At 68.5% G+C, this 21,502-nt stretch carries 17 protein-coding genes; 1 reads left to right on the top strand and 16 read right to left on the bottom strand.

Translation table 11 applies throughout. The features are described from left to right. Positions 1-68: 68 nt before the first annotated feature. From Q8M82_RS02385 to Q8M82_RS02350, 8 genes are all read right to left on the bottom strand, one after another. Positions 69-1,463, bottom strand: coding sequence for an amidohydrolase family protein (locus Q8M82_RS02385; protein ID WP_305689779.1), 1,395 nt, complete (start codon positions 1,461-1,463; stop codon positions 69-71). Beyond that, positions 1,460-2,950, bottom strand: coding sequence for a chlorohydrolase family protein (locus Q8M82_RS02380; protein WP_305689778.1), 1,491 nt, complete (start codon positions 2,948-2,950; stop codon positions 1,460-1,462). Before Q8M82_RS02380 ends, Q8M82_RS02385 begins: the two co-directional genes overlap by 4 nt. Then, complete coding sequence (locus Q8M82_RS02375; RefSeq protein ID WP_305689777.1) at positions 2,947-4,152, bottom strand: amidohydrolase family protein; 1,206 nt, start codon at positions 4,150-4,152, stop codon at positions 2,947-2,949. The genes Q8M82_RS02380 and Q8M82_RS02375 overlap by 4 nt, the downstream gene beginning before the upstream one ends. Positions 4,153-4,483: 331 nt before the next feature. Continuing rightward, the gene (locus Q8M82_RS02370) at positions 4,484-6,106 is read right to left on the bottom strand and encodes an ABC transporter ATP-binding protein (RefSeq protein ID WP_305689776.1); all 1,623 of its coding nucleotides are present in this window, start codon (positions 6,104-6,106) and stop codon (positions 4,484-4,486) included. Further along, complete coding sequence (locus tag Q8M82_RS02365) at positions 6,103-6,933, bottom strand: ABC transporter permease (RefSeq protein ID WP_305689775.1); 831 nt, start codon at positions 6,931-6,933, stop codon at positions 6,103-6,105. Before Q8M82_RS02365 ends, Q8M82_RS02370 begins: the two co-directional genes overlap by 4 nt. A gap of 4 nt (positions 6,934-6,937) precedes the next feature. Then, positions 6,938-7,915, bottom strand: a complete 978-nt coding sequence (locus tag Q8M82_RS02360; RefSeq protein WP_305689774.1) for an ABC transporter permease — start codon at positions 7,913-7,915, stop codon at positions 6,938-6,940. Positions 7,916-8,076: 161 nt separating this feature from the next. Beyond that, on the bottom strand, positions 8,077-9,684 hold the full coding sequence (locus Q8M82_RS02355; protein ID WP_305689773.1) for an ABC transporter substrate-binding protein: 1,608 nt from the start codon (positions 9,682-9,684) through the stop codon (positions 8,077-8,079). 93 nt (positions 9,685-9,777) lie between these two features. Beyond that, positions 9,778-10,629: a VOC family protein gene (locus Q8M82_RS02350; RefSeq protein WP_305689772.1), complete on the bottom strand. Its 852-nt coding sequence runs from the start codon at positions 10,627-10,629 to the stop codon at positions 9,778-9,780. A gap of 317 nt (positions 10,630-10,946) precedes the next feature. Between Q8M82_RS02350 and Q8M82_RS02345 the strand changes: the two genes are divergently transcribed. After that, on the top strand, positions 10,947-12,275 hold the full coding sequence (locus tag Q8M82_RS02345; RefSeq protein WP_305689771.1) for an NAD(P)/FAD-dependent oxidoreductase: 1,329 nt from the start codon (positions 10,947-10,949) through the stop codon (positions 12,273-12,275). 198 nt (positions 12,276-12,473) lie between these two features. On the opposite strand, the gene Q8M82_RS02340 is transcribed toward Q8M82_RS02345, so the two are convergent. From Q8M82_RS02340 to Q8M82_RS02305, 8 genes are all read right to left on the bottom strand, one after another. Continuing rightward, positions 12,474-14,096, bottom strand: coding sequence for an isochorismatase family protein (locus Q8M82_RS02340; protein WP_305689770.1), 1,623 nt, complete (start codon positions 14,094-14,096; stop codon positions 12,474-12,476). A gap of 12 nt (positions 14,097-14,108) precedes the next feature. Then, positions 14,109-14,957 carry an MBL fold metallo-hydrolase gene (locus Q8M82_RS02335; protein ID WP_305689769.1) on the bottom strand — a complete coding sequence of 283 codons (849 nt, stop codon included), beginning with the start codon at positions 14,955-14,957 and terminating at the stop codon, positions 14,109-14,111. 13 nt (positions 14,958-14,970) lie between these two features. Further along, complete coding sequence (locus Q8M82_RS02330; RefSeq protein ID WP_305689768.1) at positions 14,971-15,855, bottom strand: amidohydrolase family protein; 885 nt, start codon at positions 15,853-15,855, stop codon at positions 14,971-14,973. Continuing rightward, positions 15,852-16,970, bottom strand: coding sequence for a vWA domain-containing protein (locus tag Q8M82_RS02325; protein ID WP_371126203.1), 1,119 nt, complete (start codon positions 16,968-16,970; stop codon positions 15,852-15,854). The genes Q8M82_RS02330 and Q8M82_RS02325 overlap by 4 nt, the downstream gene beginning before the upstream one ends. A gap of 151 nt (positions 16,971-17,121) precedes the next feature. Then, positions 17,122-18,006: an AAA family ATPase gene (locus tag Q8M82_RS02320; RefSeq protein WP_305689766.1), complete on the bottom strand. Its 885-nt coding sequence runs from the start codon at positions 18,004-18,006 to the stop codon at positions 17,122-17,124. Positions 18,007-18,010: 4 nt separating this feature from the next. Next, on the bottom strand, positions 18,011-19,054 hold the full coding sequence (locus tag Q8M82_RS02315; protein WP_305689765.1) for a xanthine dehydrogenase family protein molybdopterin-binding subunit: 1,044 nt from the start codon (positions 19,052-19,054) through the stop codon (positions 18,011-18,013). A gap of 1 nt (position 19,055) precedes the next feature. Next, a complete protein-coding gene (locus Q8M82_RS02310) occupies positions 19,056-20,816 on the bottom strand; it encodes a xanthine dehydrogenase family protein molybdopterin-binding subunit (protein WP_305689764.1) in 1,761 nt (586 codons plus the stop codon). 202 nt (positions 20,817-21,018) lie between these two features. Continuing rightward, the gene (locus tag Q8M82_RS02305) at positions 21,019-21,501 is read right to left on the bottom strand and encodes a (2Fe-2S)-binding protein (RefSeq protein WP_305689763.1); all 483 of its coding nucleotides are present in this window, start codon (positions 21,499-21,501) and stop codon (positions 21,019-21,021) included. Position 21,502: the final 1 nt, after the last annotated feature.

Raw genomic sequence — 21,502 nt, 5'->3', positions numbered from 1 at the left:
AGATCACTGCATGCCGTATCATAGACAAACTGCATACAATCGCGTCAAGCGACGATTCCGAGCGCCGCTCAGATTCCTGCCCGTTCTTTCATCAGCGCATAGGCGGCGCCCGCCCGGTCGAGAACCGCGTCGGCATCGAGAGTAAGCGGCACCCGGTCGCGCAGCAGCAGCCGACCGTCGACCATGACATGGCTGACATCGGTCGCATTGGCGAAGAAAACCAGCCGTTCCACCGGCAGATCGGCGGGGTGGAGATGCGCGCCCCGGCGCGACACGACAACGAGATCGGCCCGCTTTCCGGGCTCGATCGAGCCGAGGCGGTCGCCGAGACCGAGCGCGGCGGCACCGCCCCGGGTCGCTATCTCGAGGATCGTCCAGGCGTCGATCGCGGCTGGGTCTTTCCAGCGGATCGCCTGATGCCGATTGGCCATGAACATCGTCCGGAACAGGTCGAGCGAGCGGTCGGGCGCCGGTCCGTCGGTGCCGAGCCCGACGCGCAGCCCCGCAGCGAGCATGGCGGGCGCCGGGCAGTAGCCGAACACCGCCATCAGCGAACTCGGCGTGTAGGCGGCCGCGCAGCCGCGCGCGACCATCGTCGCGATGTCGGATTCGGTGAGATCGATGCAATGGGCCAGCACCGAGCGTTCGTCGAACACGCCAAACCGCTCCTTCATGAAGGCGACCGAGCCGTTGCGATGGCCGTCCTGCACGAAGCGGCTGCCGCTGCGCCGCGCGAGGTCCCAGGCGGCGATGACACTGTCGGCGATGGCGCGCTGCGCCTGCGGATCGGCGGCTGCGAAATCGGCCGCGCTGACGACCGGCGCCGAGACGGCGACATCGATGCGGCCCCCGGCAGCGCCCCGCCAGGACGCAGCGACGGCCTCGATGGTCGCAAGCTGGTCCGCGAGCCCGATGGCGCGCCCGGTCCCGCCACGGTCCCAGTCGCGCCGGCGCTTGGGGAAGGGCGGGCGGTCGATGCCCATCACCAGGATCTCGCGCAGCCCGCTGGCCGCCACGGCGGCGAGATGGGCCTCCGCGAAGGCGGGGTCCTCGCTGCGCATGACGTTGTCGCCGCCGCCGAAGAAGGGCACGGCCAGCGTCGTTCCGCCCATCAGCCGCTCCAGCGCCTGCAGCTCGGCGTCCGCGGTCCAGAAGGCGAGGTCCGAATGCAGCGCATAGACGTTGCCGACGGTGGCCATCCAGTTGTCGACGCCGCCGCCGAGATTCTTCGTCAGGCCGTGCCCGGCATGCAGATGCAGGTCGATCAGGCCGGGAATCAGGATAGCGCCGTTGCAATCGATGCGCTCGGCGTCGGCGGGCACCATCTCCGGCCAGCGGCCCTCAGCCACGTCCCCGATCACGCCATCGGCGACGACGACATGGCCACGGTCGAGGATACGGCGGCGTCCGTCGACGGGGATCACGACGGCATTGCCGAGGATCGTGGCCGCAGCCGCCGTCACGGCGCGGGCACGACGGGGTAGGTCGGCTGGAAGATCTCCGAGACCGGCGGATGCCCCCAGGTCCTCTCCGGGTACTTCGCGATCAGGCCGTCGAACTGCTGCTGGGCCCGGAGATGGCCGGCAGCCGCATCGAAGCCTGGGAGTTCGCCCGCCACCAGCACATGGCGCCCCTCCACGAAGGCATCTGTGACGTCGCGCCCCGCGCTGGACTGCATCAAGGTCTGGATCGGGTCGATCACCTGCCCGATGCGGTCATGCCCGAAATCGATCGCGATCAGATCGGCCCGTGCGCCGGGCATCAGCCGCCCGAGATCGGGGCGGCCGAGCGCGTCAGCCCCGGCCGAAGTCGCAGCATCGAACAGTTGCGCGCTGCTCGGCTGGCTGACCGAGCCGGCCACCACCCGCCCCAGCATCAGGCCGACCTGCATGTTGAGGATCATGTCGGGCGGCCAGGTGTCGGTGCCGAGCCCGATGCGCAGGCCCCGCGCAACGAGATCCGACAGCCCGGCGAGCGCCGCGCCGTTGCGCGCCATCACCACCGGGCAATGGACGACCGTCGCATCGGCGGCGAGGAGCGTCGCGAGGTCCGCTTCGCGCGTCGAGACCCCGCCGACGCTCGGGAAATCGGTGAAATGCGGCAGCAGCACATGCGGCCCCAGCACGGCGAGGCTGGCGAGCCAGGCGGTCGGCGAGAGCCCGTGCAGCCGCATCACCGTCTCGACTTCGAAGCGCGACTGGTGGCAGTGCAGCCGCAGCGGCACGTCGAGATCGCGCGCTGCGGCCGCGGTGCGGCGCAGAAGCTCGGGCGTGCAGCTCTCGATCCGGTCCGGCGCCAGCATGGTCCGGACCCGCCCGCCGGCACGACCTTCCATGTCGCGGCAGAAGCGGATCGCCTCGTCGAGCCCGGCGAGCCCGCGCGCTTCGTCCATGAACAGGCTGACCGTGCCGGCCTCGTCGACCTGGGTGTGGCCACTGCGATAGGCCGGGCCGAGATAGACGCGCAGCCCGAGCTCCTCCGCCGCCTGCGCCGCTGCGGCGAACTCCGCAGAGGTCTCGCCCCATTCGCGATAGAACAGGGAGGCGATGGGCAACGCCGTGGTGATGCCGTTGCGCAGCAGCTGCGCCAGCCCGTAGCGCTTCTGGAAGGCGAGTTCCTCGGGGCCGTACATCTCGTAGGGGCCACGCGCGACATAGCTCGTCGGCCAGATCCGGCCCTTGCGCCAGGAGGGTGTGTTGTCGAGGCTCAGCACGGCGGTGTCGAGGTCGCAGACCGCATCGAGATCGATGAAGCCCGGCGCGATTAGGGCGTCGGGCCGCTCGATGCGGCGGGTTACCTCTCCGGGGAAGCCGTGCCCGACGAAGACGATCTCGCCGCCTTCGAACACGACCTCGCCCCGCTCGATCAGCACATGCCGGCCGCCGCGATGGCCGACGACCCAGCGGCCGCTGACGAGCGTCCGACCGTTTGAGGGTGCAGCCAAGCTCATGCCGGCGTCCCTGCAACGATTGCACCACCCTTGATCACGATGCGATCGCGCGGCGGCTCGATCAGAGCCTGCGCCAGGGTTTCGGCCTCGAGAAGGACGAGATCGGCCTTCGCGCCGACATGCAGGCCGTAATCGGGAACGCCCAGCGCCGCAGCCGACTCGGTCGTGATCAGGCCGAAGGCGGCTTCGAGATCCTCGTCGCGGCTCATGCCGTTGCGCTCGGTGACGCGCGCCAGCCGTTCGATCATGTCGCCGCTGCCATAGGGCACGAAGAAGCCGCGGACCGCGTCGGTGCCGACGCAGACCCCGACGCCTGCTGCACGCAGCCGCTGCACGGAAGGGGCGGGCATGCCGGGAGGGCCGGCGGTCATCACCGCGACACCGGCCTGTGCCATCGTGTCGAGCAGAGTTGCGAGCCGCTTCTCTGGGAGCGCACCCAGGCAATAGGCATGGCTCGCCATCACGCGGCCCTGCATGCCGAGCGCCCTGGTTCGCTCGGCCATCAGTTCGAGGCAGAAGGCGCCGAGTTCGTCGGGCTCGTGGAGATGAATGTCGACTGGCTTGCCATGGCGAGCGGCGAGGCCGAAGACGAGATCGAGATGGGCGACGGGATCACGGTCGATCGTGCCGGGGTCGATGCCCCCGACGACGTCTGCCCCGAGCCTCAGAGCCTCCTCCATCAGCGCTGCCACGCCGGGCCAGACCAGGCAGCCGCTTTGCGGGAAGGCGACGATCTCGACATCGACACGGCCCCGGAAAGCCTCGCGTGCCGCGATCACCCCCTTGATGCTCTCGAGCCCGACCTCGGGATCGACATCGACATGGCTGCGGACATGCGTCGTGCCATGGGCGAGGGCCAAGGCGAGCTGACGTTCGGCCTGAAGACCTGCGTCGACCCCCAGTTCGCGCTTGAGCCTGCGCTCATTGACGATCCGCTCGGCCCGCACGGAAGTCGTTTCATTGCGGACCCAGGGCAGGCCGATGAAATTCTTGTCGAGATGGGTGTGAGCCTCGATCAGGCCAGGCAATGCGATACGCCCGCCGGCGTCGAGGCGCTCCACGCCTGGGGAACCCTGATCGTCGCGGGGGGCGAACGAAGAGATCAGCCCCCCTTCGAGACACAGATCGAGCGGCATCCCATTCGGCGTGCGGGCGTTGGCGATGACAAGGGCGCCACCCTTCGGATCGATCAAATCGGACACGTTTCTCAAGCGTTGGATTCACAAACCTCCATTCAATCGCCAAGTCGAAAGCGGCGCAATCGCTCAAACGCGCCTCGTCCTGCAAGCTGTGGCAAATGCCGATTGAAGCAGTGGTCTTGAGACGCGTTCGAGAAACCGTCGATGCAGGAAGGTGGTTTTCGGGCAAGTCCGTTGCGTCCGTCGCCGGCGCACAGCCGCCCGAAGAACGTCTTGGCTAGGGTCGAGGACGATCGAAACGTGCGGCGACGAGGAAGCCGGGACATTGTGCGGCTTGCGCATCGCGCGAACCGCAAATCGGCCTGCTGCCCGTCAGCCTCTCGCGTCGGTGCCCTCAGCCGGCGGAAGCAGACACGGGCGATCCGAAACCCCGCCCGGGAATCGCGGCGAGCAGTGCTCTCGTGTACGGGTGCTGCGGATCGCCGAACACCTGACCGATCGGTCCGGATTCGACCACCTCGCCATCCTTCATCACGGCGACGAGATCGCAGACCTGCGCCGCGACGCGCAGGTCATGGGTGATGAAGACGATCGACAGCCCCAGCCGCACGCGCAGATCCGCGAGCAGCTTCAGCACCTGCGCCTGGACGGAGACGTCGAGCGCCGAGACCGGCTCGTCGGCGACCAGCACGCGCGGCTCCAGGGCGAGCGCGCGCGCCAGTCCGATGCGCTGGCGCTGGCCGCCCGAGAACTCGTGCGGGTAGCGCTCGGTCGCCGCCGGGTCGAGCCCGACCAGCCCGAAGAGCTCCTGCGATCGCGCCCGCGCCTCGGCGCGCGGCGTGCCGTGGACGATCAGCCCCTGGGCGACCGCATCGCCGGCCTTGCGGCGCGGGTTCAGCGAGGCGAAGGGGTCCTGGAAGACCATCTGGATATGGCGCGTCTCGGCGCGCAGTTCGGATTTGGAGAGGCTCGCGAGATCGGTGCCGCCGATGCGGATTGCGCCGCTGTCGGGATCGATCAGGCGCACCAGGCAGCGCGCCAGCGTCGATTTGCCAGAGCCGGATTCGCCGACGATGCCGAGCGTCGCGCCGCGGGGCAGGACCAGTGAGACATCGCGCACGGCATGCGTGACACGCTGGCCGCGCCCGAGGAAACCGCCGGTGCGATAGGTCTTCGAGACATGCTCGATCGTCAGGATCGCATCGGGGCTGAGTTCACGCGGGGGTGGGGCGTCAAGGGGCGGGACCGCGGCGAGGAGTTGCTTCGTATAGGGATGCTGCGGGCTGCCGAGGATCGCTTCCGCCGTGCCCTGCTCGACGACGCGGCCCTGGCTCATCACCGCGACGCGGTCGGCGATCTCGGCGACGACGCCGAAATCATGGGTGATGAACAGGACCGCGGTGCCCTTGCGCTTCTGCAGGTCGCGGATGAGTTCGAGGATCTGGGCCTGGGTGGTCACGTCCAGCGCCGTCGTCGGCTCGTCGGCGATCAGCACTCTTGGGTCGAGCGCCAGCGCCATCGCGATCATGGCGCGCTGGCGCTGCCCGCCGGAGAGCTCATGCGGATAGGCCTTCGCGGCCGCGACGGGGTCGGGAATCCGCACCTCCTCGAGCAGGGCCTGAACCTTGTCCCTGATCTGCGCCTTGCCGAGATCGGTATGGAGCGAAAACAACTCGCCGATCTGGTCGCCGATGGTGATCAGCGGATTCAGCGCCGTCATCGGCTCCTGGAAGATCATGGCGATGCCGGCGCCGCGGATTTTGCGCATGTCCGGCTCGCTCAGGCCCGCGAGATCGCGGCCCTCGAACAGGATCCGCCCGCCATCGATGGCGACGCCCGGCGGCAGCAGGCGCATCACGGCATTGGCCGTCATCGACTTCCCGGAGCCGGATTCCCCGACGACGCAGAGGATCTCGTTGGGGTTGAGCGCGAGCGAGACCTCGCTCATCGCATGGGGGCGGTCGGCGTTCCTGGGCAGGCTGACGCTGACGGCGTCGAGGGTGAGAATCGCGCTCATCGGCCCTTCAGCCTCGGGTTCAGCGCATCGTTCAGCCCCTGCCCGACGAGCGAGACGGCGAGCACGGTGACGAGGATGGCGACCCCGGGAATGGCGGAGACGTACCATTGCACCCGCAAGACGTCGCGCCCGGCGCCGATCAGATTGCCCCAGGAGGCGACATTGGGGTCAGACAGCTTGAGGAAGGCGAGCGCGCTTTCGAGCAGGATCGCGATCGCCATGACGACGCTGGCATAGACGATGACGGGGGGCAGGGCGTTGGGCAGGATTTCGCCGAAGATCAGTTTCACGTCGCGCAAGCCGAGCGTGCGGCCGGCCTGGACGAATTCGCGGTTGCGCAGCGACAGGAATTCGGCCCGCGTCAACCTTGCCGAGGCCGGCCAGGAGACGATGCCGATCGCGACCGTGACCGTGGTGATGGTGGAGCCGAAGACGGCGACGAGGACCAGCAGCAGGATGAAGTTCGGCAGGGTCTGGAAGGCCTCCGTGACGCGCATCAGCACGGTGTCGACCCAGTCGCCGTAATAGCCGGCGACGGCGCCGATGGTGATGCCGATCATGACGGAGATGATCGTCGCGACCAGGCCGATCAGCAGCGAGATGCGCGCGCCGTGGAAGATCTGCGCGGCGATGTCGCGGCCGGAATTGTCGGTGCCGAGCAGGAAGCGGGGATTGGCGAACGGCCAGATCAGCGGCCGCCCGGCGAGCGCCAGCGGGTCGCGCGGATAGAGCCAGTCTGCGCTGACGGCCATGGCGAGCACGAAAATCAGGAGTAGGAGGCCAATGACCGCCGGCGGGCTGCGAAAATAGAGCTTCAGGAAGGACATCGCGTCAGCTCCCCGTCGTGATGCGCGGGTCGAGCCGGGCGTAGAGCAGGTCGACGATGAAATTGACGGTGATGACCAGCAGCGCGGAGACGAAGACGATGCCGAGCAGCGTGTTGAGGTCGCGCTGGATCACCGATTCATAGGCGAGGCGGCCGAGCCCCGGCAGCGAGAACACGCTCTCGACGACGACCGAGCCACCGAGCATCGTGCCGGCCTGCAGGCCGATCAGCGTCACCATCGGCAGGAGCGCGTTGCGCAGGACATGGCGTACGACGACGCGCGTTTCGTCCATGCCCTTGGCGCGCGCCGTGCGGACGAAATCGAGCGTCAGCACCTCCAGCATCGAGCCGCGCATGATGCGCAGGTAGATCGCCATGTAGAACAGGCCGAGCGTCAGCGTCGGCAGCACGAGATGGCGGGCGATGTCGAGCGTGCGCGCAAAGCCCGTCAGACCCACCGTGATATCCTCGAAGCCGCCGGCGGGCAGCCATTGCAGGTAGATCGCGAACACGACGATCGCCATGAGCCCGAACCAGAAGGTCGGCATGGCGTAGAACACGAGGCCGAGCGTCGAGATCAGCGTGTCGGGCCAGCGGTTGACGCCGCGCGCGGCGATGACGCCGAAGATCAGCCCGAAGAAGAAGGCGAGCGAGAGCGACGCCGTCATCAGCAGGATCGTCGCCGGCAGGCGCTCGGCGATGACGGTCGCGACGGGCTTGCCGTAGATCGCGGAGAAGCCGAGATCGAGCCGCACCAGCCGCCAGAGATAGTTGCCGAGTTGCGCCCAGGCCGAGACGTCGAGCCCGTAATACTGGCGCAGCTGCTTGGCGGTCTCGGCATCGCCGCCGCCCATCTGCGCCATCAGCGCATCGACCGTGTCGCCCGGCGCGAATTGCAGCAGTACGAAGACCCCGATCAGGATCAGCAGCAGCGTCGGGATCGAGGCGGCCAGACGCCGCCCCGCAAGGGTCAGGATACGCATGGCGTGAAGTTCATTTCGCGGAGCCTACAGCTTTCCGATTTGTCGCAGAAACACTGAGTCATCCCGGACAAGCGGCGGAGCCGCGCCGATCCGGGATCCATCGTAGAGCTCCGGAGGCCTTCGATGGATCCCGGGTCAAGCCCGGGATGACGGCGTGGTTCTCACTCTGCCAACCACAGATCGTGCCAGGAGCTCGAGCCCCATCGCGGAGTATTGGAGTGGTTGCGCGCCTTTGCGCTGATCGCGGTCAGGAAGATCTGCTCGATCGGCGTCCAGATCGGGATCTCGGTGTTGGCCAGGCGGACGAAGTCGCCATAGAGCGCCTTGCGCTTGGCGACGTCGACCTCGGTGGCCGCGTCGTCGATGATCTTGTCCATCTGCGGGTTGGCCCAACCCCACTGGTTGGTCCAGGGCGCACCCTTGGGCTGGCCCGAGCGGTACCAGACCGTGGTCGAGACGGCCGGGTCGTTGCGGTACTGGTGCCAGCCGGTGGCGAGGTCGAAGGCATGGTCGTCATAGACCTGCTTCAGGTAGCCACCGCCATCGGTCCTGACGACCTCGACCCGGATGCCGACATCGGCCAGCGACTGCTGGATGAAGGTGGCAAACAGGGTGATGTCCTCGCCCCAAGGCGCCGGCAGCAGGCGTAAGGAGAAGCGGGTGCCGCCGGCGCCGGCCTTGAAGCCGGCCTCGTCGAGCAGGGCTGCGGCGCGCTTCTTGTCGAAGGGGTACTGCGGGCCGTTGTCGGCCGGGTAGAAATCCGTCGAGACCGAGGGCACCGGGCCCGTGCCGCGCTTGGCGAAGTCGCCGAGGAAATTCTCGATGAAGAAGGGGATGTCGAGCGCATGCGCGATGGCGCGGCGCACCCGGATGTCGGCCAGCTCCTTGCGGCGGAAGTTGAACTCGATCGTGTTGGTGCGGGCGTTGCCCTCGTTGCCCTTGGTCGAGACGATGAAGCGCGGGTCCTTGCCGAGCCGGGCCGCGTCCGAGATCGTCAGGCCCGAGAAGGGGCTGTAATGGATCTGGCCGGCCTCCATCTGGGCGGCCGCGGCGGCGCGGTCGGTGACGACCCGCCAGACGATGCGGTCGAGATGGGGCGCATTCGGGCGCCAGTAGTCGGCATTGCGGTCGGCGATGACGTGCTGGCCGCGCTCATAGGTGACGAATTTGAACGGGCCGGTGCCGATCGGCGCGAGATTGGCCGGATTCTGGCGGATGTCGCCCTTGCCCTCGTAGATATGGCGCGGCGAGATGTAGCCGAGATCGGGCAGGGCGCGCAGCAGCAGGTTCAGCGGCATCGGCCGCTCATAGCGGAAGACCGCCGTCAGCGGGTCGGGCGTGTCGACGGCGGTGAGGAAGAGCTGCAGCGTCGTCCCGTAGTTGAGGATCTTCTTCCACATCTCCATCGCAGTGAACTGCACGTCCGCGGAGGTGAAGGGGCGGCCGTCATGCCACTTCACGCCGTCGCGCAGCTTGAAGGTGATGGTCTTGCCGTCGGGCGCGGCCTCCCAGCTGGTGGCGAGCACACCGACCGGGTTGCCGGCGGCGTCGAGATCGACGAGCTGCTCCTGGATCTTGCCGCCGATGATGTAGACGCCGGTCGAGGCCTGGAGGCTCGGGTTCAGCTGGCGCTGCTCGGCGCCGTAATGGACGGTAAAGACCCCGCCCTTGCGCGGCGTCTCCTGCGCGAACAGCGAGCGCATCGGGAAGGCGACGCTGGAGGCGATGGCGGCGCTGGTCAGAAGCGCGGCGCGGCGGGTCATGTCCATGGGAAGATCCTCGGTCCTGCGGTCATGGAAGGGAAACGATGGGCGCGGGGGAAGCGGGCGTCAACGGCGCCGCTCCCGGCAGCGGCCGGTGGGCTAGTGCGCGCGGAAGCTGACGACGATGCCGTTGGCGGCGCTGGCCGGGACGCTGAGCGCGCCGTCATGGGCCGTGGCGGTTCCGCCGAGGCTGGCCTGCGCCGCGGCGATGTCCGTCGTTGCCACGACCAGCGCCACCGCGCCCTCCGGAGCAGCGCCGTCACGGACGGCCTGCGGGTAGCGCTTGGCGAAGGCTGACGCATCGTAGAACAGGATGTCGGCCCGCTTGCCGCCGCTCGGCACCAGCCAGGCATCGCCCTCGGCGCGGGCTGGCTCGTCGATCAGACGGCCGAGATGGGCGGCGGCCGCCGAGGGATCGGCAGCCAGCACTTCGAGACGGATGATCCGCTGTGCGCCGTTGGCGTGCTCCAGCAACTCGGGGATCCAGACCGTCTCGCGGGTGAGATGCTGGCAGGCGAAGATGCGCAGGCCTCCGGGCTGCTCGCCGAGCGGCCAGCGGAAGACGTTGAAGCGCGCCTCGCCCGTGCCGCCTCCCGGCAGTTCGACCGGGCGGCCGAAATGGATCGGTCCCAGCGCTTCGATGCCGCGGCTCTTCAACTCCTCGGCGCCGGCGGCGGCATCATCCGTGGTGAAGGCGGCGCGCTCCACGCCCTCGCGCTTGGCGAGATAGTCGCGCGTCGGCTTGTTCTGCTCGGTTTCGGTCAGGATACCGAGCAGTTCGACATAATCCTCGCCGAACATGATCGTGTAGTTGCCGGTGCCGAGGATCGGCGAATGCGTGCCGCGCGGCGAGACGGTGAAGCCGAGCGCGCGCCATTGCGCGGCAGCGGCGTCGAGATCGCGGACGGTGACCACGACATGGTCGAGGCCGAGGATGTGCTGAAGCGACATGGGGAACCCTTGGACGAAAGCCGACAGGGGCGAGAGTTCAGCCGAAGCGCGGTCGAGGCGCAATCGCCTGGTCGCTTCGTCCCGACAGCCCCCTGCTGCGCTGCAAACATAGCGAGACGTGGATGAATATTCCAAGCTCGGAATGATATATCGATAATTTTAGAACAATGTATTCGCCAGGCCGCGCTTCAGGAGAAAATCCAACTCCACTTGTTCTCGACGCGAGAAGGCGCCCCTTGCGCCCGCGCCGCGAGATGGCAAGGATGGCTCGAGGCGCCGGCTCGGCGCCCCTGTCGCCGCCTCGGGAAGTTCAGCCCATGTCCGCCTCCGCCCCCGTCACCTGGCCGCCCTCGCTCTGGGCGGCGACCGCGCCCGCCGGCCCGGTGCTCTCCGCGCTGGACGGCGATGTTCAGGCCGATGTGGTGGTGATCGGCGCCGGCTTCACCGGCCTGTCGACGGCGATTCATCTGCGCGAGGCCGGTGTCGAGGTCGTGGTGGTCGAGGCGGCCGAGCCGGGCTGGGGCGCCTCGGGCCGCAACAACGGCCAGGTCATTCCCACGCTCGCGGGGCACGATCCCTCCGCCATGGTCGCGCGCCATGGCGAGGCCGGCGAGCGCTTCAACGCTGTGCTGCGCGACAGCGCGCAATATCTGTTCGACACCGTCCGGAAATACGAGATTCCCGCCGAAGCCGAGCAGGCGGGCTGGGTCCAGCCGGTGCATTCGCCGGGCCGTTTCAAGCTGGCCGAGAAGCGGGTGCGCGAATGGTCTTCGATCGGCGCGCCGGTCGAATTGCTCGACAAGGCCGCGACCGCGCGGATGACGGGCTCGGAGGCCTGGTTCGGAGGGTTCTGGAACCGCACAGGCGGCCATATCAACCCGCTCGCGCTGGCGCGGGGGCTCGCCGTGGTCGCGCTCAAGCTGGGCGCCGTGATCTATGCCCGCTCCCCCGTCGCCAGCATGACGCGGCAGGGCGACCGCTGGCTGGTGAAGACTGCCAGGGGCTCGGTCACGGCCCGGGCGCTGGTGCTGGCGACCAACGCCTATACGGACGAATTCGAGAGCGGTCTCGCTCCGGAGATCGCTGCCGAAGTGGTCCCCGTCCTGTCCTGGCAGATGGCGACCAAGCCGATCAGCGACAACATCGCCAAGACGGTCATTCCCGACCGCCAGGCCATGTCCGACACCCATCGCGAGCTCTATTTCGCCCGCTGGGACGCGCGCAACCGACTGGTGACGGGCGGCGCGGCAGTGTTTCCCGGTGCCGGCGGCGACAATCTGCGCAAGCCGGTGGCCGAGCGGTTGATGCGCCTGTGGCCGCAGCTGGGCGAAGTCTCCTTCGACTATGTCTGGTCCGGCTATATCGGGATGACGCCGGACGACGTGCTGAAACCCCAGGTGCCGGGCTATCCGCGCATCCACCGGCTGGGGCCGGACGCCTTCGGCTGGGTCGGTTGCAATGGCCGGGCGGTGGCGCTGTCGGTCTCGCTCGGGCGGGAACTGGCGCGGGCGACGCAAGGGGCGCCGTTGCAGACGCTCGGCCTGCCGCTGTCGGAGCCGAAGGCCCAGCCGATGCGTGGCCTCATCCGCCGCATCGCCCCGCTGGCGCTGCCGCTGTATCGCGCCTTGGACAACAGGGAGATCTGAGCGAAGCCGGCGGGGACCATAGGGCAGCGGTCGGCGCAGTCATCGGAGCGATACGAGGCCGCTTCCGGCCTATCACGCGGGATGTGGCGGGTCCGAGCCCCATCGCCGGCGCCATACAGCCGCGCGAAGCCTGCCGCATCAGCCCGAGGTCGCCCGGTTTCGTCGTATCGGGCCCCGGGGAATAGGACCGCCCCTCGGTCAGGTCGTGGCCGCTATGACCGCATCGACATCGGTGACCACCGCGACGTTCTGGAGCGCGTAGTTCACCGAGGCCGTGTGCCATTCGGCGTTCATGGTCGAACAGGCGTCCTCCGGCACGAGCATGAAGTAGCCCTTGTCGGCGCCGGTGCGCGCCGTGTGCTCGATCGACATGTTGGTCCAGGCTCCGGTGACGATGACGACGTCGCGGCCGAGCGCCTTGAGCACGGTTTCCAGCCGCGTTCCCTCCCAGGCGCTCATGCGGCATTTCTCGACGACATGGTCGCCGGCCTGCGCCTCGAGGCCCGGTACGGCGGCGCAGCCCCAGGTCCCGCGCACCAGGGCTTTGGCGTCGGCCAGCCCCTCGAACAGCGGCGCATTCATGGTCATGCCCGGCGCTCCCGGCTCGACCACAAACCAGACATGGATCACCGGGATGCCGCGCGCCCGGGCCGCCTGCGCGAGCTTCGACGCGTTGGCGATCGCGTTCTGCTGCTTGCAATGCTCCGGCGAGCCCGACGAGGCGAAGGCGCCGCCCTCCATCACGACGTCGTTCTGCATGTCCTGAATGATCAGCGCGCAGCGCGCCGGATCGAGCCGGTAGCCTGATGCGGCCTTCTTCGCGCCGCTGGCGGCGATCGTTGCGGCCGGCGTGACGCCCGAGACAGGCGGCGGCGAAGAGCCGCTTTGGGCAGTGCGACCGGCCTGGCCGCCAGCCTTCATGTACGGCTCCATCTGCGGGCCGACCTTGGTCTCGACGGCATAGAGCGAGTGCGTCGCGGTCAGGAACAGCGTGCGCCAGTCCGGCCCGCCCCAGGTGAGGTTGCCGACGAGTTCCGGCACGCGCAGCTTGCCGATCAGCTCGCCCCTGATCGTGTAGACCCAGACGCCGCCGGGGCCGCAGACCCAGAGATTGCCCTGCGCATCGCATTTCATGCCGTCGGGCACGCCGGGCTCGCTCGCCGAGACGATGCCGGAGGCGAAGACACGGCCCGGTCCGAGCCGCCCGTCGGGCAGGATCGGAAAGACGCGGATATTGTGCTGCACGGTGTCGTTGACGAAAAGCCGGTCCTCGGTCGGGCAGAAGCACAGTCCGTTGGGCTGGTCGAAGAGATAGCGGTCGACCAGGAGCTGCGGCTCGCCCCGACCCGGAGGTATCCGGTAGACGCCCTGGAAACCCAGCTGCCGCGGCCGCTCGACGCCGAAAACCGGCATCCGGCCATACCAGGGGTCGGAGAAATAGATCGCCCCGTCCGACTTCACCACGACATCGTTGGGGCTGTTGAGCTCCTGCCCCTCGAAATGCGAGGCCAGCACCTCGCGTCGGCCATCCGGCCGCTCGCGGATCAGCGACGAGGTCGCGTGCTCGCAGACGATCAGGTCGAGGTCCGCGTCATAGGTCATGCCGTTGCATTTGTTCGCCGGCCGCCGGACCTCGCGCACGCCGGATGCGTCCCAGCGTCGGCGCACATCCCCCGGCATGTCGGAGAACAGCAGATGCTGCTCGCGCGGATGCCAGATCGGACCTTCGCAGAATTCGAAGCCGGTGCCGAGCTGGCGCACCGGCGCCCAGAGATCGACGAGGTCGGCGAAGGCGGGGCGGACGGCGACGTGTGTTGTCATGGCGGCAGGCCCTTAAGCCGCAAACCAGTTGCGCGGCGGCAGCGACTGCACGACCGGGCCGGGAACCGCCATGTCCATGCGGCCGACGACCTGGCCGTGGGCGATCTTGGCCGGCTTGTCGTGGACCGGCAGCAGGAACTTGCCAACCGAGAGCAGCTTCTTGATCGCGGCCTTTTCCTCGCGCTTGGAGACGCCGTGATTGCCGGTGGTGCGCGGTTCGTTGGCGCTGATCTCGTGGAAGGGCGTCACGATCTGGTCGTTGAAATCGTAGATCACGTCGCCGCAGATGATGGCGCGACCCTCGACCGTGTCGACATGCACGTTCATCGAGCCCTCGGTATGGGCGCCGGCGGCTTCCAGATAACAGCCGGGGAACAGCTCGATCATCCCCGACAGCTCCAGATCCTCGAAGCGCAGCGCGTCGCGCGTATGCAGCCGGTCGATCAGGTGCTTGATGTCGGGCGCCGGATACTGCGGATGCATCAGGCCGGAAACCGAATATTCCAGCTCGCGCCGGTTGACGATCACCGTCGTGTTCATCGGGAAGAGCTCGTCCTTCCCGGCATGGTCGATATGGAGATGGGTGTGCATCACGTAGCGCACATCGCCCATCCGGACGCCGTATTTGGCGAGCTGGTTCTCGATCATGTTCTCGTGGAACTGGAGACCGCGCATCCCCAGCGTCTCCATGATCTGGTTGTGGCGGTAGCCGGTGTCGACGACGACCGGCCAGGGGCCGCCGAGGATCAGGAAGCCGTAGGTCGGGACGCGGCGGGTGCGGCCGCAATCGCGGCCGAGCACGAGGAAGCTCGATTCCAGCTCGATGTCGCCATAGTCGAGGATCTTGATTTCGAGCGCCATGGAGTCTCTCCCGTCAGGGCTGGGCGAGGCGGTAGACCCGCCGCGCGGTTTGGCTGAAAACAGAGGCCGCCGCGCCGTCCGGCACGGCGGCGCGATGGGCGTCGATCAGCTCGGGATAGGAGGTCCAGAGCTTCTCGATCGGAAAATTGGAGCCGAACAGGCAGCGCTCCGCGCCGAACAGCGCGAGCGTTTCCGTCACGATGAAGGCGATGTGCTGCGGGTCGTTGCGGCGCAGAAAGGTGCCGAGTCCAGAGAGCTTGCTGACGATGTTGGGCTGGCCGGCAAGCGCCCGCATGCCGTCGCGCCACTGCTCGACGCCGTCCGGCGAGAGGTCCTCCAGCATCCCGGCATGCTGCAGCACGAAGGTCACCTTCGGGCAGTTGAATGCGAGTTCGGCCGCCCCGTCCATCTGCGGGGCGAAGACCTGCAGGTCGAAGCTGAAGCCGTAATCCGCCAGCCGCGCGACATTGGCCTGCAGCCTGGCGTCGCGACAGAGATCTGGGCCGCTGGCGAAGCGATAGAGTGGGTTATCATGCCAGTGCAACTGCATCCGCACGCCGCGCACCCGCGGGTTCTGAGCCAACGCGTCGAGCTGCGGCCGGACGTCCTCAGCCAGCATGTCGGCATAGGCGACGATGGCGATCGGGAAGCCGGATTCGTCGGAGGCCTGCGAGACGAAGGCGACCTCGTTGAGATGGCGCGCCGGAGCCCAGTTGGCCTGGACATAGACGGCCTCGGTCACGCCGCAGGGGCGGCAATCCGCGAGGTACTCGGAAACCGGATAGTCGCGCCGGATCGGCTCATAGGGGCCGAAGATGCGCGGCTGCATCGGGCCGACGAGCCAGGGCAGGTCGGCCTGGCGCCAGATATGGAAATGCGAATCGACGATGGGTTTCATGCCGCGGTCGAGCCTCCGAGCGAAAGGATGTGCCGGCAGATCCGCGCCGTGCTGGCGCCGTTGCCGAGGCTGGCGAGTTGCGGCGCGATCAGCCGCAGCGCCTCGGTTTCGGGTCGGTAGCCGGGTTCGGCGGCGAGCGGCGTCAGCCAGTCGAGACGGTGGGCCCGGGCGGCCAGCCTTGCGACCGCCGAGACCAGCGCCGCCGGATCGCCGCGCTCCAGCCCGTCCGACAGCACCACGACGACCGCGCCGCGCGCATAGGAGGCGAAGCGCGGCACGGCGAGGAAGGCCTGCAGTGCGTCACCGATCCGGGTGCCGCCATCCCAGTCGGCGACGAGCCCCGACGCCTCGGCCAGCGCCTGTTCGCGGCGCTTGCGGCGCAGCGCGCGCGTCACCCGCGTCAGCCGTGTGCCGAAGGTGAAGACCTCGACCCGCGGCGTCGCCTGCACGATCGCATGCGCGAGGGCGAGATTGGCATCGCTGCGCTGCTTCATCGAGCCGGAGACGTCGATCATCAGCAGGATGGGGCGCGGCCGCGTCACACGCCTGAGCTTCTTCAGGCTCATCACCTCGCCGTCATGGCGGATCGCGGCGCGCAGGCTGCGGGCGAGATCGACGCTGGGCCCGCGCCTCGCGCCGCGATGGCGATAGCCGCGGCGGCGGGGCAGGGCGGCCGGCAGCGCCCGGGCGAAGCGCCGCAGGGTCTCGCTCTCGTCCAGCGGTTGCAGGGCGCGAACGGACAGCGCTTCCGCCCCGGTCGCGGCCTGTCCGGTCTCGTTGACCTCTTCGCCGACCAGGATCTCGCGCGAGCCGGAATCCTCCTGCACCGCCATCTCCTCGTCGGGCGCGAAATCCTCGTCGCCGGGCTCTGCGATGGCACCGAGGAAGTGCAGGTCGAACAGCGCATCGAACAGCTCGCGCTGTTCGGGATGGGGCGCGAGCGTCGCCACCGCAGCCTTGCGGATGTGCTCGATGCTGCGCGGACCCAGCAGCTCGACCGCCATCAAGAAGCTCGTCGTCTGCTCGGGCGCGACCGAGAAGCCATGCCCACGCATCAGCGTCGGGAAGGCGACGAACAGGCGCGCGGCGGCGGGGAGGGGGGCGATCATGGCCAACCCTCCGGCTCACACTCCGCCCTCATCCTGAGGAGCCGCGCCAGCGGCGTCTCGAAGGATGCTCCAGCGGACGCTGGAACCTCCTGGACCATCCTTCGAGACGCGCCTGCGGCGCTCCTCAGGATGAGGACTGAGGGTTGGACGAGCCGCCTCATGCCGCCAGCCCCGGAATGATCAGCGGCAGGCGGGGGCGTAGGTGGACGAAATCCTCCTCGTCCTTGATCGCAGCGCCTAGCGACCGGCGGAACGCCTCCGGCCAGGGCGCGCCGGCCTGGGCGAGAGCGGTCGCGGCCTCCGCCCAGTCGACGGCTTCCGCTACGCCCGGTGGCTTGGCCAGCGGCTCCTGCCGCAGGAGCCCGATAGCGTGCACGACGGCGCGCGCCGTGCCCTCCGCGACGGCGGAAGAACGCAGCATGATGATCTGCGCCTCCCGCTCGGGCTCCGGATAGGGGATGTAGTGATAGACGCAGCGGCGCCGCAGCGCCTCGTGCAGCTCGCGGGTGCGGTTGGATGTCAGCACCACGACCGGCCGCTCGGCGGCGCGCAGGGTGCCGCGCTCGGGGATCGAGATCGAGAAATCGGACAGGAATTCGAGCAGGAAGGCCTCGAATTCATGGTCCGAGCGGTCGATTTCGTCGATCAGCAGCACGGTCGACTCTGGCCGCCGCAGCGCCGTCAGCATCGGCCGCTCGATCAGGAAATCGTCGCGATAGATGTCGAGCGTTTCCCCTTCGCGGGCTTGCCTGATGGCCAACATCTGGCGCGGATAGTTCCACTCGTAGAGCGCGGCTGACGCGTCGATGCCCTCGAAGCATTGCAGCCGGATCAGCTGGCGCCCGAGGATCCCGGCGATCGCCTTGGCGGCCTCGGTCTTGCCGACGCCGGGCGCGCCCTCGAGCAGCAGCGGCTTGCCGAGCGCGAGCGAAAGATAGCCGGCGGTAGCGATGCCGTCATCGGCGAGATACATCGCGCCCGTGAGGGCCTGCGCGAGGTCCTCGGGGCTCGAGATTCCGGCGACGGTGGTGCGCAGCGCCATGCGATCACCGCCAGTTCACGGGGCCGCCGCGGCGCGGGCCGGGCTTGACCCCGCCATTGGCCTTGAGACCGCGCAGAATCTTCTCGGGCGTGATCGGCAGCTCGTCGACGCGCACGCCGACCGCGTTGTAGACGGCGTTGGCAATCGCCGGCAGGACCGGATTGGCGCACATCTCGCCGGGCCCTTTGCCGCCATAGGGTCCGTCCGGCGCCGGGCGCTCCAGCACCGTGACATGATAGGGCGCGATCTCGCCCGGCCCCGGCATCAGATACTCGTTGAAGTCGCGCGGGCCGTGGGCCGGGTCTGGGTAATAGGGCTCGGGCGTTTCGTAGAGCGCGTGGCTCATGCCCATCCAGGCCCCGCCAACGAGTTGCTGCTCGACCATGCGCGGATTGATCACCCGGCCGAGCTCATAGGCGCTGGTCATTCGGAGCACCTCGACCTCGCCGGTCTCGTCGTCCACCGCGACATCGGCCACGAGGCAGGCATGAGCGAAGGCGGTGTTGGGGTTCATCTCGCCGGTCTCGGCATCGACGGCCGAAAGCGGGATCAGGAAGATGCCGCGCCCGGCAATGGTCTTGCCCTGCTTGAACTGCGCCGCCTGGGCGGTGGCCTTGACCGTGATCGAGCGCGAGGGCGCACCGCGGACATGGATGTTGCCGCGCCCATCGGTGACGAGGTCGCCGGCATCGACCTCGAGCTCCTCGGCCGCAGCCTCCAGCAGCACGCCGCGCGCCTCGCGCGCCGCGACGATGATGGCGTTGCCCATGCGATGCGTGCCGCGCGAGGCAAACGAGCCCATGTCATGGGGGCCGGTGTCGCTGTCGGCGGTGTCGACATAGACGTCCTCGACCGGCACGCCGAGCGTCTCCGCCGCGATCTGCCGCGAGACCTGCTTCATGCCCTGGCCGAGATCGATCGCCGAGAGCGCGACGGTGAACTTGCCGTCGGGGTTTGAATGGATCAGCGCCTGGCTCGGATCACCCCCGAGATTCATCCCGATCGGGTAGTTCACCGACGCCATGCCGCGACCTTCGTGACGGGCCATGTCAGCGCCTCCTCGTGCCGAAGACGGATGAGAAGCGCACCGCGCCATGCTGGGTCTGGGTCGGAGTCGACGGGGCGGGCGAGGGCGGCGCCGGGGGCGGCTGATAGGGCGGGGGCTGTTGGCCCGCCACCGGCTGGTAGGGCGAGGGCGGCGGAGCATACGCCGCAGGTGCCAGCGGCTGCGCCGTCGGCCGGGCCGCCTCGTAGCGCGGCACCTGCGTCGGCGTTGCGCGGCCATCGCGGGCGCCCTCCATCACCGGCTGCTTGCTCGGCGCGATGCGCGAGGTGCCGGCCGGCAGGGTCTGTGTCGGGCCGGATTGCCGTGTGTCGGGCCGTCCGATCTGGCCGCGCGCATCGAGCACGGTCGCCGGAATCTGCCCCCGCTCGCCGTCGCCGCCGCCTGTCAGCGAGGATTGCCGCTTGCCCTGCTCCGAGATCGGCCAGTTCGCCTTCCCGGCTGCGACCTGGACGCATTCGATCAGCGCCGTGTTCGAGGCCTTGCGCCGATGCGGCTTCATATCCCCGTCGCGATAGGCGTTGAGGATCCGGAACTCCATCGGGTCCATGGCGGCCGCTTCGGCGAGCCGGTCCATCTGGACCTCCAGCGCGAAATCCACCGCCGTAATGCCGAAGCCGCGCATGGCGGTCGAGGGGCAGCGATTGGTGTAGGCGACATGGACGTCGGAGGCGACGTTGGGGATCCAGTACGGTCCCGGCAGATGCGCGGTGCACTTGATCGCGGCGTAGCTCGACAGCCGCGTATAGGCGCCGGCGTCGAAATAGCTGCGGATCTGGCGGGCGACGATGCGCCCGTCGCGCATCAGCCCGTCCTTGATGTAGATGCGCTCGGCTCCGCGCGGCGAGCCGTAGAGCATCTCCTCCTCGCGATCGAGCACGAAGCGGACGGGCCGCCCCGTCACCATCGCGCCCAGCACGGCCAGCGGCTCGGTCAGCGAGTCGACCTTGCCGCCGAAGCCGCCGCCGACCGTGCCGCCGATGAAATGCAGGCGGTTGGACTCGACCGCGACGATCTTCGCCGTCGTGCCGAGCGCGAAGAACAGCCCCTGCGCGCAGGAATGGACGACGAAGCGGCCGTTCTGCTCGGGTGCGGCGATCGAGCCGTTGGTCTCGGTCGGCGCATGCTCGATCGGCGACATCTGGTAGCGGTGCTCCAGCACCATGTCGGCCGAGCCGAAGGCGCGCTCGACATCGCCGAAGCGCAGCTTCTGGTGGTCGAAGCGCTCGTGGTATTCGAAATAATTCGCCGGATAGGTCTCGTTGACGACCGGCGCGCCGGGCTTCAGCGCCTCCTCGACATCGAAGACGGCCGGCATCGGTTCATAGTCGATGCGCACCAGCGCCTTGGCGGCCAGCGCCTGCGCCTCGCTTTCGGCAATGATCGCGACGACCGGCTCGCCCACATAGTGGACCTTGTCGACCGCCAGCGAGGGCTCGTCGTCCTTGCCGAAATTGATCAGGCTGAGCAGCGTATTCTTGTTCACCGGCACGTCGGCGGCGCGCAGCACGCGCTTGACGCCCGGCGCGCGCGCTGCGGCCGCGACGTCGATCGAGCGGATGCGGGCGCTGGCATGGGGGCTGCGCACCACCTTGAGATGCAGCATGCCGTCGAACGCATGGTCGTCGAAATAACGCGTCAGCCCGGTGACGTGGCCGGGCATATCCTGACGCTGGATGCCTTTGCCGACGACGTTGAGGTTGTCGTCGCGCTCATCGGCGAAGAGGTCCTTGCGGAGTTCTAGCATAGCCGGGTTCTCCTTGGTCCGTTCGCCCCAACCGCGCCGTCATCCCGGGCGCAGCGAAGCGAAGACCCGGGATCCATTCCGGAACGGCTCAGGCATGGATCCCGGCTCTGCGCCGTGGAGCCTGTCCTCGGGCCTGCCGAAGGCAGGACCCGGGGGCGGCTTGGCCGGGATGACGGCGCGCATGAGACCTGAGGTGTCATCGTCATGCCCGTCTCACGCTTTGAGGGCCGGCGGCGGCGAGGATTGCGGCGACGATGGGCTCGTAGCCGGTGCAGCGACAGATGTTGCCGCTGATCGCCTCGATCACCTCGTCGCGGGTGGGGTTGGGGTTCCGGTCGAGCAGCGCGCGCCCCGCGGTCAGCATGCCCGGCGTGCAGAACCCGCACTGCGCGGCGAAATGCTCCATGAACTGCGCCTGCAAAGGGTGCAGATCGGGTCCATCGGCCATGCCCGAGGCCGTCTCGACCTGCCGGCCCTCGCAGGCCACTGAGAGGGTCAGGCAGGAGAGATACGGCTCGCCGTCGATCAGCACGGTGCAGACGCCGCAGGCGCCCTGGCCGCAGCCATATTTCGGGGCGAAGTCGCCCAGGCTCCGGCGCAGCGTGTTGAGCAGCGTCTCCGGCGCATCGACGAAGGCAGCGCGGTCGGTGCCGTTGAGGCGAAACTGGACGGGAATCTTGGCCATG

The organism is Allobosea sp. (assembly GCF_030694325.1).
Taxonomy (GTDB): Bacteria; Pseudomonadota; Alphaproteobacteria; order Rhizobiales; family Beijerinckiaceae; genus Allobosea.
This window is presented reverse-complemented; position numbering and strand designations above follow the sequence as displayed.

Bases quoted from the DNA above. Each gene is read 5' to 3' on its own strand.
- Q8M82_RS02380 (WP_305689778.1), bottom strand. From the start codon at position 2,950: ATGAGCTTGGCTGCACCCTCAAACGGTCGGACGCTCGTCAGCGGCCGC.
- Q8M82_RS02370 (WP_305689776.1), bottom strand. From the start codon at position 6,106: ATGAGCGCGATTCTCACCCTCGACGCCGTCAGCGTCAGCCTGCCCAGG.
- Q8M82_RS02365 (WP_305689775.1), bottom strand. From the start codon at position 6,933: ATGTCCTTCCTGAAGCTCTATTTTCGCAGCCCGCCGGCGGTCATTGGC.
- Q8M82_RS02360 (WP_305689774.1), bottom strand. From the start codon at position 7,915: ATGCGTATCCTGACCCTTGCGGGGCGGCGTCTGGCCGCCTCGATCCCG.
- Q8M82_RS02355 (WP_305689773.1), bottom strand. From the start codon at position 9,684: ATGGACATGACCCGCCGCGCCGCGCTTCTGACCAGCGCCGCCATCGCC.
- Q8M82_RS02350 (WP_305689772.1), bottom strand. From the start codon at position 10,629: ATGTCGCTTCAGCACATCCTCGGCCTCGACCATGTCGTGGTCACCGTC.
- Q8M82_RS02345 (WP_305689771.1), top strand. From the start codon at position 10,947: ATGTCCGCCTCCGCCCCCGTCACCTGGCCGCCCTCGCTCTGGGCGGCG.
- Q8M82_RS02340 (WP_305689770.1), bottom strand. From the start codon at position 14,096: ATGACAACACACGTCGCCGTCCGCCCCGCCTTCGCCGACCTCGTCGAT.
- Q8M82_RS02335 (WP_305689769.1), bottom strand. From the start codon at position 14,957: ATGGCGCTCGAAATCAAGATCCTCGACTATGGCGACATCGAGCTGGAA.
- Q8M82_RS02330 (WP_305689768.1), bottom strand. From the start codon at position 15,855: ATGAAACCCATCGTCGATTCGCATTTCCATATCTGGCGCCAGGCCGAC.
- Q8M82_RS02320 (WP_305689766.1), bottom strand. From the start codon at position 18,006: ATGGCGCTGCGCACCACCGTCGCCGGAATCTCGAGCCCCGAGGACCTC.
- Q8M82_RS02315 (WP_305689765.1), bottom strand. From the start codon at position 19,054: ATGGCCCGTCACGAAGGTCGCGGCATGGCGTCGGTGAACTACCCGATC.
- Q8M82_RS02310 (WP_305689764.1), bottom strand. From the start codon at position 20,816: ATGCTAGAACTCCGCAAGGACCTCTTCGCCGATGAGCGCGACGACAAC.
- Q8M82_RS02305 (WP_305689763.1), bottom strand. From the start codon at position 21,501: ATGGCCAAGATTCCCGTCCAGTTTCGCCTCAACGGCACCGACCGCGCT.